We start from the raw sequence: 14,622 nt of genomic DNA, 5'->3' as shown, positions 1-14,622 counted from the left end.
GCCCTTCGCGCCTCCCGTGCCCGGTCCGCAGGGACCGGGACGGAGCGTCAGCGGCGCTCGGCCGCCTCCCCGACCCCTTCGAGGACCGGGGCGTCCTGCGTGGCGGACGCGGCGCCGTCGGGCACGGTGTCCGTGGGCTCCTCGGCCGCGGGCCTGCGCAGCAGGAACGACAGCGCGACCGCGACCAGCATGACCACCGCGCCCCAGACGAACGCCGTGGACACACCGTCGGCCAGGGCGACCCGGGCGGTGGCACCCTCCGCCGCCCGGGCGACCTCGCGCGACGTCATGACCGCGACGAACAGCGCCGTGCCCGCGGCACCCGCGAGCTGCTGGACCGTGCCGATCATCGCGCTGCCGTGCGAGTACAGCGACGGCTTGAGCGACGAGAGCGCCCCCGTGAACAGCGGCGTGAACACGAACGCCAGACCCAGGCTCAGGACCACGTGCGCGCCCAGGACGAACCACGGCGACGTCGTCGCGCCGACCGTCGTCAGCGTCGCGAGCGAGACCGCGACCGCGCTCAGCCCGGGCAGGATCAGGGGCCGCGGACCGATGCGGTCGTACAGGCGGCCGACCGTCGGGCCCAGCAGACCCATGATCAGCCCGCCCGGCAGCATCAGCAGACCCGTGAGCACGGGCTCGAGGCCCAGCGCGGTCTGCAGGTACAGCGGCAGCAGGATGATCGACCCGAACAGCGCGATCATCGCGACCGACATGATGCCGAGCGACACCGTGAAACCGCGCGAGGAGAACACGCGCAGGTCGAGCAGCGCGGCGTCGCGACGCTGGAGCACGAGCTGGCGCGCGACGAACAGCGCGAGCGCCACCGGCCCGACGACGAGCGGGATCCACACCGGCACGGCCGGGGTGGCGCGTGCCGCCTCGCCCAGGTTGGACAGGCCGAAGACCAGCCCGCCGAACGCCAGCACGGCCAGGAACAGCGACAACGGGTCCAGACGGGTGTGTGTACGGTCGGCCGAGTCCTTGACGTACTTCGCGCCGAACGCGAGGGCGACGAGAGCGATGGGCAGCACGAAGCCGAAGATCCACCGCCACGACAGGGCCTCGAGCACCAGGCCGGACAGCGTCGGGCCCAGGGCCGGCGCGGCCGCCATGACGATCGCGACGTTGCCCATGATGCGGCCGCGCGCGCTCGGCGGGACCAGCGTCATGATCGTCGTCATGAGCAGCGGCATCATGATCGCCGTGCCCGACGCCTGCACCACGCGAGCGCCCAGCAACCAGCCGAAGCCGGGCGCGAACGCCGCGAGAGCCGTCCCCGCGCTGAACAGGGACATCGCGAGCAGGAACGCGCCACGCGTGCCCAGCCGCTGCAGGAGGAAACCCGTCGCGGGGATGACGACCGCCATGGTCAGCATGAAGGCCGTGGTCAACCACTGCCCGGTCGTCGCCGTGATGCCCATCTCCTCCATGAGGTGGGGGAGCGCGACGCCCATGGTGGTCTCGTTGAGGATGACGACCGAGGCCGACACGAGCAGGAGCGCGATCACGAGGAAGTTCTCGCGTGACAGCTTCTCCGGGGTGCGTAAGGACGGGGCGGTGCTCTGAGGTACCTGCATGTGCTCTCCTGTGGGGTCGGTGCGCACGCGACTGAGGACAGCACGCAGCGAGGAACGGGGGGAGCGCCGGTCGTGATGTCGTACGCCCTACGAGAACGACGCTCATCCATCCTCGGATATTCCCCCCGGTCCTGACGACTCCTTTTCCGGGCACGACTCATCGGTCGCTCTGCACCGCGAGATCGCGGCGCCCGGCGCGAGGGGCGGGCCGGCTCAGCCCGCCGTGGTCCGCTCGTCGGAAGGTCCCGCCGGGAGGCGAGCGACGTCGTCGGGCCCCGCGGCGTGCCGCGCCCCGAACCGGCCGAACACCACCGCCGCCGCGACGTACGCGACCGCGAGCACCACGAAGACCGGGCGCGAGTACCCCGAGTCCGGCAGCGTGAACGCCGCGAGGGCCGCGGCCCCCACGAACGCGGCGTTGTACAGGACGTCGTAGAACGCGAACGCGCGACCCCGGTAGGCGTCCGCGGTGTCCCGCTGGACGATCGTGTCCACCGCGATCTTGGTCGCCTGCGCGGCCAGGCCCAGGAGCAGCGCCCCCGCGTAGACGACGGTGCGCGACGGCGTCGTCGCCAGCAGCAGCTGGCTCACCGCCGCCAGGCCCAGCATGAGCGCGATCCACAGGTGCGGGCCCGTGTACCGCGACACCGTCGGGGTCAGGACGACGGCCAGCGCACCGCCCGCCCCCGTGAGCCCCACGACCGTCGCGAACGTCGCCAGCCCCGCGTTGGTGTTCCCCGGGTCCGACAGGAGGTTGCGCGAGATGAGGATCGACGCGATGAACGTCACCCCGTACAGGAACCGGTGCGTCGCCATGACCATGAGGGCTTGACCCGGCGTGCGGCGCGCCACGAGATAGCGCGCACCGTCCGCGAGCCCGCGCGCGACCTTCGCGATCTCGGTCGTGATCGCCGCCTCGGCAGGCTTGTCCGGACCCAGCAGCCCGCGCGACATGCGCAGCGCCAGCAGAGACGCCAGCCCGAACACGACCGCCGCGCACACCAGCGCGACCGAGTCCTTGACGCGGCCCGGCTCGAACGTGAGGCTCAGCAGGAAGCCGATGCCGCCGCCCACGAAGGCCGCCGCGGCACCGAGCGTCGGCGTCAGCGAGTTCGCCGTGAGGAGCAGCGGCCCGTCGACCACGCGCGGCAGACCCGCCGACAGGCCCGCGAGCAGGAACCTGTTGACCGAGAGCGTCGCCAGCGCCAGGACGTAGATCCACGGCGTCACGCCCGTGGTCAGCATCAGGACGGCGGTCGCGGCCGTCAGGACCACCCGCACCGCGTTGCCCCACACCAGCACCTGCCGCCTGCTCCAGCGGTCCAGGAAGACCCCCGCGAACGGTCCCACGATCGTGAACGGAGCCAGCATCACCGCGAACGCCGCAGCGATCGAGGCTGCCGTGCCCTGGGACTCCGGGGAGAAGAAGAGGAGCGACGCCAGCCCGACCTGGAACATCCCGTCCCCCGCCTGGCTCACCAGACGGACGGCGAAGAGCTTCCTGAAGTCGCGCAGCCGAAGCAGGACGCCGAGTTCCGAGATCACACCCACCGGTTCAGGGTATGCGGTGGCGGGAGGGATCCACGCCCCGGGCCGGGAGGGCTGAACCGTGAGGCGGGTGGTCCGGTACGAGACAGGTGCCCCGGACACGGCCCGAACCACCAGTCTCGTACGGGACCACCCGTCTCGTGCCGGTGCCCGACCCCGGGTGCGACGAGGGGCGTGGGCGACCGACGCCGTCGGCACGCGAAGAGGGCCCGGAACCCTCAGGTTCCGGACCCTCGTCGTGAGCGGTCGGATCAGCGCAGGTGGCTATGGTCGCGCTGGTCCTGCGCTCGCAGGCTCGCTACGGATCAGCGCAGGTGGCTATGGTCGCGCTGGTCCTGCGCTCGCAGGCTCGCTACGGATCAGCGCTCGTTCTCACCGGCGATGAAGGCCTCCAGAGCCGCACGGCCCTTCGTGTCCTCCATCTGGACCGGCGGGGACTTCATGAAGTACGTCGACGCCGACAGGATGGGGCCACCGACGCCACGGTCCTTGGCGATCTTCGCGGCGCGGACGGCGTCGATGATGATGCCGGCCGAGTTGGGGGAGTCCCAGACCTCGAGCTTGTACTCCAGGTTCAGGGGCACCTCGCCGAACGCGCGACCCTCGAGGCGGACGTACGCCCACTTGCGGTCGTCGAGCCACGCGACGTAGTCCGACGGGCCGATGTGGACGTTGCGGTCCTCGGTCTTGCCGCCGAGGGGACCCTCGAGGTTCGACGTCACGGCCTGCGTCTTCGAGATCTTCTTGGACTCGAGGCGCGTGCGCTCCAGCATGTTCTTGAAGTCCATGTTGCCGCCGACGTTCAGCTGGTACGTGCGGTCCAGCACGACGCCGCGGTCCTCGAAGAGCTTCGCGAGGACGCGGTGCGTGATGGTCGCGCCGACCTGCGACTTGATGTCGTCGCCGACGATCGGGACACCGGCGGCCTCGAACTTCGCAGCCCACTCCGGGTCCGACGCGATGAAGACCGGCAGGGCGTTGACGAACGCGACGCCCGCGTCGATCGCGCACTGCGCGTAGTACTTGGCAGCGATCTCCGACCCGACCGGCAGGTAGCAGACGAGCACGTCCGCGCCCGACTCCTTGAGAGCGGCGACGATGTCGACCGGCTCGGCGTCGGACTCCTCGATGGTCTCGCGGTAGTACTTGCCGAGACCGTCGTTCGTCACACCGCGCTGGACGGGCACGCCCAGCGGCGGGACGTCGGCGATCTTGATCGTGTTGTTCTCCGAGGCGTTGATGGCCTCCGAGAGGTCGAAGCCGACCTTCTTGGCGTCGACGTCGAAAGCGGCGACGAACTCCAGGTCGGACACGTGGTAGTCACCGAACTGCACGTGCATCAGTCCGGGCACGGTGCTGCTCGGGTCAGCATCGCGGTAGTAGTGCACGCCCTGGACCAGGGAAGATGCGCAGTTTCCGACGCCAACGATGGCGACGCGGATGGAGGACATCCTCGCTCCTTGCTGTCAGTGCCGGAGGCGCTGCGCGCCGACGGCTTCGTAATTAGTGGTTGTCGTGCCCGTGACGGTTCTCGGGGCCGCTCGACGGCCGGGTGCGACGACGGTCGCGCTCGGTCGTGATCAGTCCGTCGAGCCAGCGAACCTCACGTTCGACCTGTTCCAGGCCGTGACGTTGCAGCTCAAGGGTGTATTCGTCCAGCCGCTCGCGAGTGCGAGCCGCTGACTCCCTGACCGACTCCAGCCTCTCGGTGAGCCGGCTGCGCCGGCCCTCGAGGATGCGGAGACGGGTCTCGGCGTCGGTCTGCGCGAAGAACGCGAACCTGACGTCGAAGCTCTCGTCCTCCCAGGCCGCCGGTCCCGAGCTCGCGAGGACCGTCTGAAGACGCTCCTTGCCCTCGGCCGTCAGCTGGTACACGATCCGGGCACGCTTGCCGGACAGTGCGTGGGGAGGGGTGGTGGGTGACTCGGTGCCGACGATGTGGCCGTGCGCGACCATCGCCTTGAGCGCCGGGTAGAGGGAACCGTAGGAGAAGGCGCGGAACGAGCCGAGCATCAGGTTGAGCCGCTTGCGGAGCTCGTACCCGTGCAGCGGGGACTCGTTGAGGAGGCCGAGGATGGCTGTCTCCAGCACGTCGGAACGGCTGCGTGCCATGACACCTCCTCTTCCGCTGGGACCGTTGCCGCGCGGAGGGCGGTTCGGGCTGGTTCACCTACTCGATGTATCGAGTCGATACATCGACAGGCTAGGTGGAATCGCTCCTGCGCGCAATGTCTTCCTGCAGGCGAGCAGATGTGAAGGACTGGCGGACCTGCAGCGTGGCTGTGGCGAAACAATGGCGATCCGCCCGTCGCGGTCCTTGCCCCGGCGGACCGACGGCCTATTGTTCAGGGTGGTCCGATGCATGTCCGCGTCCCCCCTCGCCCCTTCCTGGGCGTAGCGCGGCGCCTGTCCGGGCCAGAAGTGACTCCCAGAGGAAGGTGAACCGTGGCGAGCTCCGCGAGGCAGACGAAGGGCACGGCGCGCACCGCCAGCACAGCGCGCACGGCCACCACGGCGCGCAAGCGCCGGTTCTTCAACTACCCCCGCTCCCATGTCAAGGGATTCCGTCGGTGGCTCCCGTCGTGGCGTGTGCTGCTCGGGACCTTCCTCACGGGTGTCGCCCTGGTCGCAGGGGTGGTCATCGCGGCCTACGCCACGACGTCGGTGCCGAGCGAGCCCGCGTACGCGACCCAGCAGCAGAAGACCACGGTGTACTACGACGACGGTGCCTCGGAGATCGGGTCCTTCCAGGTCGAGAACCGGGTGATCGTGCCGTTCGACACCCTGCCCGAGTACGTGGGCAACGCGGTCGTCGCGTCCGAGGACGAGACCTTCTGGGAGAACTCCGGCATCGACATCAAGGGCATCGCCCGTGCTGCCGTGAACAACCTCAAGGGTGGTGCGCGCCAGGGGGCCTCGACCATCACCCAGCAGTACGCCGAGCGCTACTACTCCGACGAGACGATCTCCAGCTACGTCGGCAAGTTCCGTGAGGCGATGCTCGCCCTGCGCCTGACCCAGGAGCAGGACAAGGAAGAGATCCTGGGGAACTACCTCAACACGATCTACTTCGGTCGTGGTGCGCACGGCATCGAGGCGGCCGCGAAGGCGTACTTCAACGTCCCGGCGGCGCAGCTCACGATCTCCCAGGCCGCGCTGATCACCGCGGTGATCCCGAGCCCGAACAGGTACGACCCGGCCGTCAACCCGGAGATCGCGCAGGAGAAGTGGCAGCGCGTGATCAACCGCATGGCCGAGCACGACTTCATCTCGGCCGAGGAGAAGGCTGCAGCCGTCTTCCCGGAGGTTCAGCCGAAGAAGCCCGCGGCGAACTCCAAGGGGGGACAGGCCGGCTACCTGCTCGAGCTGGTCGAGGAGGAGTGGGCCAACTCCGGGCGCGACGTCGAGGACCTGTACAAGAAGGGCTACAAGGTCGTCACGACGTTCAACAAGTCCATGCAGGAGCTGGCGGTCAAGACCGCTGAGAACCCCGAGACGCTCCCGCGCGAGGGGGACAACGCTGCGTCGCCGTACCTGACCCCGTCCATCGTGTCGATCGACCCGGCGGACGGAGCGGTCAAGGCCGTGTACGGAGGCCCGGACTACGTCTCCAAGCCCTACAACACGGCCACCAAGGGCGCGGCTCAGGCAGGTTCGACGTTCAAGCCGTTCACCCTGGTCGCGGCGCTCGAGAAGGGCATCGACCTGTCGGAGCGCTACGACGGGAACAACAACGTCCAGGTCCCCGGGTTCTACGACGGCGACCGCAAGGTCGTGAACTTCGGCGACGAGCCCTACGGGCAGATCGACCTCGTCAAGGCGACCGCCAACTCGGTCAACACCGTGTACGCGGCGCTCAACATGGAGGTCGGCCCGCAGGCGACGGTCGACGCAGCGGTCAAGGCGGGCATCCCCAAGAACACCCAGGACCTGCTGCCCGTCCCGTCCAACGTGCTGGGTTCCGCCACGGTGCGCCCCATCGACCTCGCGCACGCCTACGCGACGTTCGCCGCGCAGGGCTACGAGTCCACGCCGCACGTCGTGCAGTCGGTCACGACGCTGAACGCCGGCGCCGAGATCTGGGAGCCGGAGGGGCGCAACGAGCAGGTCTTCGCGCCCGACGTGATGGCCGCCGCTACCTACGCCATGACGCAGGTCGTGGAGCAGAAGGGTGCCTCGGGCGCGCACGCGAAGGCCCTCGGGCGCCCCGTGGCCGGCAAGACCGGAACCTCGAACGACAACAAGTCGGCGTGGTTCGCCGGGTACGTGCCGCAGCTCGCGACCGTCGTCGGCCTCTACCAGTACAACGACGACACCAAGGCTCAGGAGTCCATCACCTCGTTCGGCAAGTGGTCCCGCCAGTCCATCACGGGTGGTACCTGGCCCGTGGAGGCGTGGACGTCGTACATGGAGGGCGTGCTCGCGCTCCCGCAGTACGCCGACGTCCAGGAGTTCCCGAAGTACACGATGAAGAAGCCGACCCCGACCGCGACCCCGAGCGAGGAGCCGTCGGACGTCCCGACGATCGAGGAACCGGTCGAGCCCGAGGAGCCCACGGAGCCCGAGGAGCCGACCACGGTGACTGTCCCGACGAACCTCCTGGGCAAGTCGAAGGCCGAGGCCGCGCAGATCCTCGCCGAGCTCGACCTCACCGCCAGCTTCACGGAGGCCTACTCGCCCGAGCCCCCGGGCGTGGTCATCCGCGCCCCGGGCGGGAAGCAGGTCGCGCCGGGCAGCCGCGTCTCGATCGTCCTGTCGAAGGGGCCCGAGCCGGTCGCACCGGAACCGACCCCGACCCCGACCCCGACCCCGACCCCTGATCCGCCGGAGAGCGGCGAGGAGGGCTCGACCGGTCAGGGGAACGCCGGTGGCGGACAAGGCGGCGGGGGCCAGTAGCTCCTGCGCCGGTGGCGGCGCGGTCCGCGCGGCCCCCGGCGCCCCCCCCCCCCCCGGCCCCACCACCCAGATTTCCCGACCCCGGCCATGACCGGGTACCTTGGGATCTTGCTGTGTCTTGTTCCGCGCTGCCATCAGCACGGTGACCGCACAGCGACGCACAACCCTCCTGTCACGGAGAGACCGTGACCGCTGAGTCCGCAGGAGGTGGGTTAACCGCATGCGTCAGTACGAATTGATGATCATCCTCGACCCCGAGATCGAGGAGCGCACCGTTGCTCCGTCGCTCGACAAGTACCTGACGGTCATCAAGACCGACGGTGGCACTGTCGACAAGGTGGACATCTGGGGCCGTCGCCGCCTGTCCTTCGAGATCAACAAGAAGTCCGAGGGCATCTACGCCGTCGTCGACTTCACCGCGACGTCGGACACGGCCAAGGAGCTGGACCGTCAGCTCGGCCTCAACGAGGTCGTCCTGCGCACGAAGGTCCTGCGCACCGACGCTCGCTGATCGCCTCGCACGTCTGACTTCCCTCGTGGCACCCCCGGTGCGCTGCGCGTCCTCACGGACGACGTCGGTGGCACGTGGTGGGATGTCCGCGGACGGGGGTCATCCCCTTCGAAGAGTCTTCGATACGCAACGAACAATGAGGAGCTGGCATGGCTGGTGAAACCGTCATCACGGTGGTCGGGAACCTGACCGGGGACCCGGAGCTTCGCTTCACCCCCGCTGGGGCTGCCGTCGCCAACTTCACCGTGGCGTCCACGCCGCGCACCTTCGACCGCCAGAGCAACGAGTGGAAGGACGGCGACACGCTGTTCATGCGCTGCTCGATCTGGCGCGAGGCCGCGGAGAACGTCGCCGAGTCCTTGACCAAGGGCATGCGCGTGGTTGTTCAGGGCCGTCTGGTCCAGCGTTCGTACGAGACCCGCGAGGGGGAGAAGCGCACGGTCGTCGAGCTGCAGGTGGAGGAGATCGGTCCTTCCCTGAAGTACGCCTCCGCGAAGGTCACCCGGGCCCAGCGCTCGGGCGGCGGCAACTTCGGTGGTGGCGGCGGCGGCTTCGGCGGCGGCGGCGCTTCGAACGGCGGTGGTTTCAGCGCTTCCGGCGGTGGCCAGCAGAACAACGACGACCCGTGGGCCACGGCTGGCCCGGCGTCGTCGGGTGGGTCCTCGTTCTCGGACGAGCCCCCCTTCTAGTCACCGCTCACCCCAGACAAACCCTTCCCGGCGGGGCAGGTGCCCGACGACGGCACCCACCCCGGCCGGGGATAGCACCTTGTGAAGGAGCAACACCATGGCGAAGCCAGTGGTGCGCAAGCCCAAGAAGAAGTCCAACCCCCTGAAGTCGGCGAAGATCGAGTCGGTCGACTACAAGGACACGACCCTGCTGCGGAAGTTCATCTCCGACCGCGGGAAGATCCGTGCCCGTCGCGTGACCGGCGTCTCCGTCCAGGAGCAGCGTCAGATCGCACGTGCTGTCAAGAACGCTCGCGAGATGGCGCTCCTGCCGTACTCGTCGTCCGCACGCTGATCGAGAGGGGATAGAACATGGCAAAGCTCATTCTGACCCACGAGGTCACCGGCCTGGGCGAGCCCGGCGACGTGGTCGAGGTCAAGGACGGGTACGCCCGTAACTTCCTCGTGCCCCGTGGCCTGGCGACCGGATGGTCCAAGGGTGCCGAGTCGCAGATCTCTGCGATCCGCAAGGCTCGCAAGGCTCGCGAGATCGCGACGCTCGACGAGGCCAAGGCGACGCGCGACTCGCTGCAGTCGAAGCCCGTCGTCGTCACCGCGAAGGCGGGCCAGGGCGGCCGTCTTTTCGGTGCTGTCACCACGGGTGACATCGCCGAGGCCGTGAAGGCTGCCGGCGGCCCGTCCGTCGACAAGCGCAAGATCGAGATCGGCCAGCCGATCAAGTCGACCGGTTCGTACACGGTCACCATCCGCCTGCACGCCGAGGTCTCGGCGAACATCGCGGTCAACGTGGTGGCTGCCTGATCGACTGATCGCCCCTGTCCCGTGAGGGATGGATGGATCGGAGATCGTCACCGAAGGCCCGGTCCCCTCTGCGGAGGGGGCCGGGCCTTCGTGCGTCCGGGCCGGGCGGCGTCTCAGGCGCCCGTGACCATCCACCGGTCGCTGCGCGCACGGAGCCCCGTGGTCAGGGCACGCGCCGCCATGAAGACCCCCGCGAAGGCCGCCCACAACCACGCGAGGCCGGCGGCGCCGTCGGGCGCGAGGGCGCGGACCGCCAGCGCGAACGGCACGTACACGACGAACGTGACCATGCCCGCCCACGCGAGGTAGCGGCCGTCCCCGGCTCCGATCAGCACGCCGTCGAGGACGAAGACCCACCCCGCCATGGGGAGCAGCAGGCCGCACACGGCCATCCCGAGCGCGACGGCGGTGCGGACGTCGGGGTCGGACGTGAAGAACAGCGCGAACCACCAGCCGCCCGCCGCCATGACCAGGCCGAGGAGCGCGCCCGCCGCGACGCCCCACTCGAGCGTGCGACGCAGGACCGAGCGCACGTGCGACCGGTCACCGGCGCCCAGGCCGTGACCCACGAGGGCCTGCGCGGCGATCGCGAGGGCGTCGAGCGCGAACGCCGCGAGCCCCCACACCGACGCCACGACCTGGTAGCCGGCGAGCGTGACCTCGCCGAGCCCCGTCGCGACGAAGACCGTCAGGAGGATCGCGAGGCGCAGCGAGAGCGTGCGCACGAACAGCGGTGCGCCGGCGCGCGCGTTGGACCAGATGCCGCCCGCGGCGGGGCGCAGGGAGGCACCCTCGCGTCGGGCCCCGCGCACGACGACGACCGCGAGCACCGCGCCCATCGTGAGCTGTGCGACGGCGGTCCCGATGCCCGAGCCCGCGATGCCCAGGCCCACGCCGTACACGAGGACGACGTTGAGGACCGCGTTGAACGTCGCTCCGCCCGCGGCGACGTAGAGGGGCGTGCGCGTGTCCTGCAGGCCGCGCAGGACCCCCGTCGAGGCGAGGACGACGAGCATGCCGGGCAGACCCAGACCCGACCACCGCAGGTACACCAGGGCGTGCTCCGCGACCTCGCCCGTGCCGCCCATCGCGCCGATCGCCCAGCCGCCACCGACCCACAGGGTCGCCGCGAGGACGAGGCCCAGCCCGAGCGCGAGCCACATCCCGTCGATCCCGGACTGGAGCGCCTCGCGCCGGTGCCCGGCGCCGATGCGCCGGGCCACGGCCGCGGTCGTCGCGTACGCGAGGAACACGCACAGGCCGACGAGGGTCAGGAGGACCGTCGACGCGAGGGAGAGCCCGGCGAGCTCGGCGGTCCCCAGGTGCCCGACGACGGCGCTGTCCACGAGCACGAAGATCGGCTCCGCGACGAGCGCGCCCAGGGCAGGGACCGCGAGGGCCAGGATCTGCCGGTCGATCACGCGACGGCTCGGCGGGGCGCTCCCTGTGGACGACGGCTGCGGGTGCGGGGCACCGGCGGTGACCGGGGAGGGGTCCTCGGATGAACGGGGTGAACGACCGGCGTCGGAGGGCTGACCGGGAGCTGGCTGGCGTGCGTGCGGCGTGTCGCCGGAATTTCTTTCGTCCACACCCCTGAGCCTAGTGAACAGGCTGCTCATGGGCCTGTACAGGGGACAACTCGTCAGTTGTCCACATGGTTGTCCACATGGCTGTGAACAGGCTGGCGGGGTCTGTCCACAGGCTGTCCACACCTCTGTGAACAGGGTCGTTTGCGGGGGATGGAAGCGCGATCTACTGTCGCTGAGTCGTGCATGCTCGGGCCTACGGACGGTCGACGGTGCAGCACCACACGACACCCCTCGACGACGCGGGCTCAAGGACGTGTCGGTGGGCCGGAGTAGAACAGATGTGCGACGCAGGACGATACCCGGCCACGCCGGGGGAGTGAGGGGCCCGCATGTCGATCGACGAGCTCGAGTCGAGCTTCGGACCGCCCGCAGGCAGCGGTGGTCCCGGCTTCGACCGCACCCCGCCGCAGGACATCGCGGCCGAGCAGAGCGTCCTCGGCGGCATGCTCCTGTCCAAGGACGCCATCGCGGACGTGATCGAGCAGATCCGCGGCACCGACTTCTACAAGCCCGCGCACGAGTCGATCTACGACGTCATCATCGACCTCTACGGTCGTGGTGAGCCTGCCGACGCCATCACGGTCGTCGCCGAGCTCACGCGCCGCGGCGAGCTGGGACGGATCGGCGGAGCGCCCTACATCCACGACCTCATGGCCATGGTCCCCACCGCCGCGAACGCGGGCTACTACGCCCGCATCGTGCGCGAGCGGGCCGTGCTGCGCCGCCTCGTCGAGGCCGGGACGCGCATCGTTCAGCTCGGGTACGCGACCGACGGGGGTGACGTCGACGACGTCGTCAACAACGCGCAGGCCGAGGTCTACGCGGTCACCGAACGACGCACCGCCGAGGACTACATCGTCCTGGGCGAGGTCATCGGCGGGACCGTCGACGAGATCGAGGCCGCCGGGCACCGCGGCGAGGGCATGGTGGGGGTCCCGACCGGGTTCGCGGACCTCGACCGCCTGACCAACGGGCTGCACCCCGGGCAGATGATCGTGATCGCGGCGCGCCCGGCCATCGGCAAGTCGACGCTGGGAATCGACATTGTTAGGAGTGCTTCCATAAAGCATAACATGACGTCCGTCGTGTTCTCGCTCGAGATGAGCCGCAACGAGATCACGATGCGTCTGTTGGCTGCCGAGGCGCGCATCCACCTGCAGAAGATGCGCAACGGCTCCATGGGGGAGGACGACTGGCAGAAGCTCGCCGGCACCATGGGCAAGATCTCCGAGGCGCCGCTCTTCATCGACGACTCGCCCAACATGTCGCTCATGGAGATCCGCGCCAAGTGCCGCCGGCTCAAGCAGAAGCACGACCTCAAGCTCGTCGTGATCGACTACCTCCAGCTCATGACGTCGGGCAAGCGGGTCGAGTCCCGACAGCAGGAGGTCTCCGAGTTCTCGCGTGCGCTCAAGCTCCTCGCGAAGGAGCTCGAGGTGCCGGTCATCGCGATCTCGCAGCTGAACCGTGGCGCCGAGCAGCGCACGGACAAGAAGCCCGCGATGAGCGACCTGCGTGAGTCGGGCTGCCTCACCGAGGACACCAAGATCCTGCGAGCCGACACGGGTGCCGAGACCACGATGGGTGAGCTGTACGCCCTCGGTGCCAAGGACGTGCCCGTGTGGGCGCTCAACGAGCGCCTCCAGTACGTGCGACGCCACCTCACGCACGTGTTCCCCACCGGGACGCGCGAGACGTTCCGCCTCAAGCTGGCCTCCGGCAAGGAGATCAGCGCGACCGCCAACCACCCGTTCCTCACCTACGAGGGCTGGACGCCGCTCGGCGAGCTGCAGGTGGGCTCGCGCCTCGGCGTGCCGCGCCACGTCCCCGGACCGGAGCAGAGCGTCGCGTGGGACGACCGCAAGGTCGTCATGCTCGCCCACATGCTGGGCGACGGCTCGTTCGTCAAGCGCCAGCCCATCCGCTACGCGTCGATCGACGAGAAGAACCTCGCGGTCGTCTCGGAGGCCGCGGGTGCCTTCGGCATCACCCCGATCCGCGACGAGTACGCGGTCGCCCGCTGCACCACGCTTCGGCTCCCCGCGCCGTACCGGCTCGCCCGGGGCAAGCGGAACCCCGTGGCGGAGTGGCTCGACGACATGGGGCTCTTCGGGGCGCGGAGCCACGAGAAGTTCGTGCCGTCCACCGTGTTCCACCTGCCGAAGGAGCAGATCGCGCTCTTCATCCGGCACATCTGGGCGACCGACGGCTCGGTGACCGTCAACGCCAACGGTCGCAGCGGTCGCATCTACTACGCCTCGACCTCGCGTCAGCTCGTCGACGGGCTGTCCCGCCTGCTGCTGCGCTTCGGCATCTCGACACGCCTGCGGACGGCAACCGCCAAGGGCGCGTACCGGACCGGGTACACGCTCGACATCTCCGGCGTGGACGACCAGCGACGGTTCCTCCAGGAGATCGGGGTGCACGGCGAGCGCGGTGCCGCCGCCGAGCGCCTCCTCGAGATCATCCGGGACACCCGCGCGAACACCAACGTCGACACCGTGCCGCGCCAGGTGTGGGACGACGTCCGCGTGCTCCTCGAGGAACGCGGCATGTCGCACCGCAAGTTCGCCGAGGCCATGGGGACGCAGTTCAGCGGGAGCGCGATGTTCAAGGCATCGCCTTCCCGGCAGCGGCTCGGGAAGATCGCGGAAGTCCTCGACAGCGAGGAGCTCGAGATCATGGCGGTCAACGACCTGCTGTGGGACGAGGTCGTCTCCATCACCCCCGAGGGCGAGAAGCCCGTCTACGACGCGACGGTCGTCGGGACCCACAACTTCGTCGCCAACGGTATCGCCGTCCACAACAGCATCGAGCAGGATGCCGACATGGTCATCCTTCTGCACCGTGAGGACGCCTACGAGAAGGAGTCCCCGCGAGCAGGTGAGGCCGACCTGATCGTCGCCAAGCACCGTAACGGCCCGACCGACACGATCACCGTCGCGTTCCAAGGGCACTACGCGCGCTTCGTGGACATGCAGGTCTAGCCGGTAGTTTCGTCATCT

General features: G+C 69.4%; 11 protein-coding genes. 6 read left to right on the top strand and 5 right to left on the bottom strand.

Features of this window, described 5'->3' with window-relative positions; all coding sequences use genetic code 11:
• Nucleotides 1-47: 47 nt before the first annotated feature.
• The 4 genes from H9623_RS07700 to H9623_RS07685 form a co-directional block, all read right to left on the bottom strand.
• Nucleotides 48-1,583 (bottom strand): MDR family MFS transporter, encoded by a 1,536-nt coding sequence (locus H9623_RS07700; RefSeq protein ID WP_193719473.1) that lies wholly within the window; start codon nucleotides 1,581-1,583, stop codon nucleotides 48-50.
• Between the two features lie 213 nt (nucleotides 1,584-1,796).
• Nucleotides 1,797-3,134, bottom strand: a complete 1,338-nt coding sequence (locus tag H9623_RS07695) for an MFS transporter (RefSeq protein ID WP_193719472.1) — start codon at nucleotides 3,132-3,134, stop codon at nucleotides 1,797-1,799.
• Nucleotides 3,135-3,490: 356 nt separating this feature from the next.
• A complete protein-coding gene (locus H9623_RS07690; protein WP_193719471.1) occupies nucleotides 3,491-4,582 on the bottom strand; it encodes an inositol-3-phosphate synthase in 1,092 nt (363 codons plus the stop codon).
• A gap of 52 nt (nucleotides 4,583-4,634) precedes the next feature.
• The gene (locus H9623_RS07685) at nucleotides 4,635-5,243 is read right to left on the bottom strand and encodes a PadR family transcriptional regulator (protein ID WP_193719470.1); all 609 of its coding nucleotides are present in this window, start codon (nucleotides 5,241-5,243) and stop codon (nucleotides 4,635-4,637) included.
• A 333-nt stretch (nucleotides 5,244-5,576) separates the two neighbouring features.
• On the opposite strand from H9623_RS07685, the gene H9623_RS07680 reads away from it, so the two are divergent.
• The 5 genes from H9623_RS07680 to rplI all read left to right on the top strand — a co-directional run bounded on the left by H9623_RS07680 (nucleotide 5,577) and on the right by rplI (nucleotide 10,028).
• On the top strand, nucleotides 5,577-8,027 hold the full coding sequence (locus H9623_RS07680; protein ID WP_193719469.1) for a transglycosylase domain-containing protein: 2,451 nt from the start codon (nucleotides 5,577-5,579) through the stop codon (nucleotides 8,025-8,027).
• Between the two features lie 220 nt (nucleotides 8,028-8,247).
• Complete coding sequence (gene rpsF / locus H9623_RS07675) at nucleotides 8,248-8,538, top strand: 30S ribosomal protein S6 (protein WP_056654034.1); 291 nt, start codon at nucleotides 8,248-8,250, stop codon at nucleotides 8,536-8,538.
• Nucleotides 8,539-8,687: 149 nt separating this feature from the next.
• Complete coding sequence (locus H9623_RS07670; protein ID WP_193719468.1) at nucleotides 8,688-9,227, top strand: single-stranded DNA-binding protein; 540 nt, start codon at nucleotides 8,688-8,690, stop codon at nucleotides 9,225-9,227.
• 97 nt (nucleotides 9,228-9,324) lie between these two features.
• Nucleotides 9,325-9,561: a 30S ribosomal protein S18 gene (gene rpsR, locus H9623_RS07665; protein WP_030152654.1), complete on the top strand. Its 237-nt coding sequence runs from the start codon at nucleotides 9,325-9,327 to the stop codon at nucleotides 9,559-9,561.
• 17 nt (nucleotides 9,562-9,578) lie between these two features.
• Entirely contained in the window at nucleotides 9,579-10,028 is a 450-nt protein-coding gene (gene rplI / locus H9623_RS07660) for a 50S ribosomal protein L9 (RefSeq protein WP_030152656.1), read from the top strand.
• Between the two features lie 113 nt (nucleotides 10,029-10,141).
• Here the strand turns inward: rplI and H9623_RS07655 are convergent, their stop codons facing one another.
• Nucleotides 10,142-11,449, bottom strand: a complete 1,308-nt coding sequence (locus H9623_RS07655; protein ID WP_193719467.1) for an MATE family efflux transporter — start codon at nucleotides 11,447-11,449, stop codon at nucleotides 10,142-10,144.
• Between the two features lie 497 nt (nucleotides 11,450-11,946).
• Between H9623_RS07655 and H9623_RS07650 the strand changes: the two genes are divergently transcribed.
• On the top strand, nucleotides 11,947-14,604 hold the full coding sequence (locus H9623_RS07650) for a replicative DNA helicase (RefSeq protein ID WP_193719466.1): 2,658 nt from the start codon (nucleotides 11,947-11,949) through the stop codon (nucleotides 14,602-14,604).
• Nucleotides 14,605-14,622 lie beyond the last annotated feature (18 nt).

This window comes from Oerskovia douganii (genome assembly GCF_015142735.1).
In the GTDB taxonomy this organism is placed as follows: domain Bacteria; phylum Actinomycetota; class Actinomycetes; order Actinomycetales; family Cellulomonadaceae; genus Oerskovia; species Oerskovia douganii.
The sequence above is the reverse complement of the archived record's forward strand: the minus strand, read 5'-3'. Positions and strand labels throughout refer to the sequence as shown.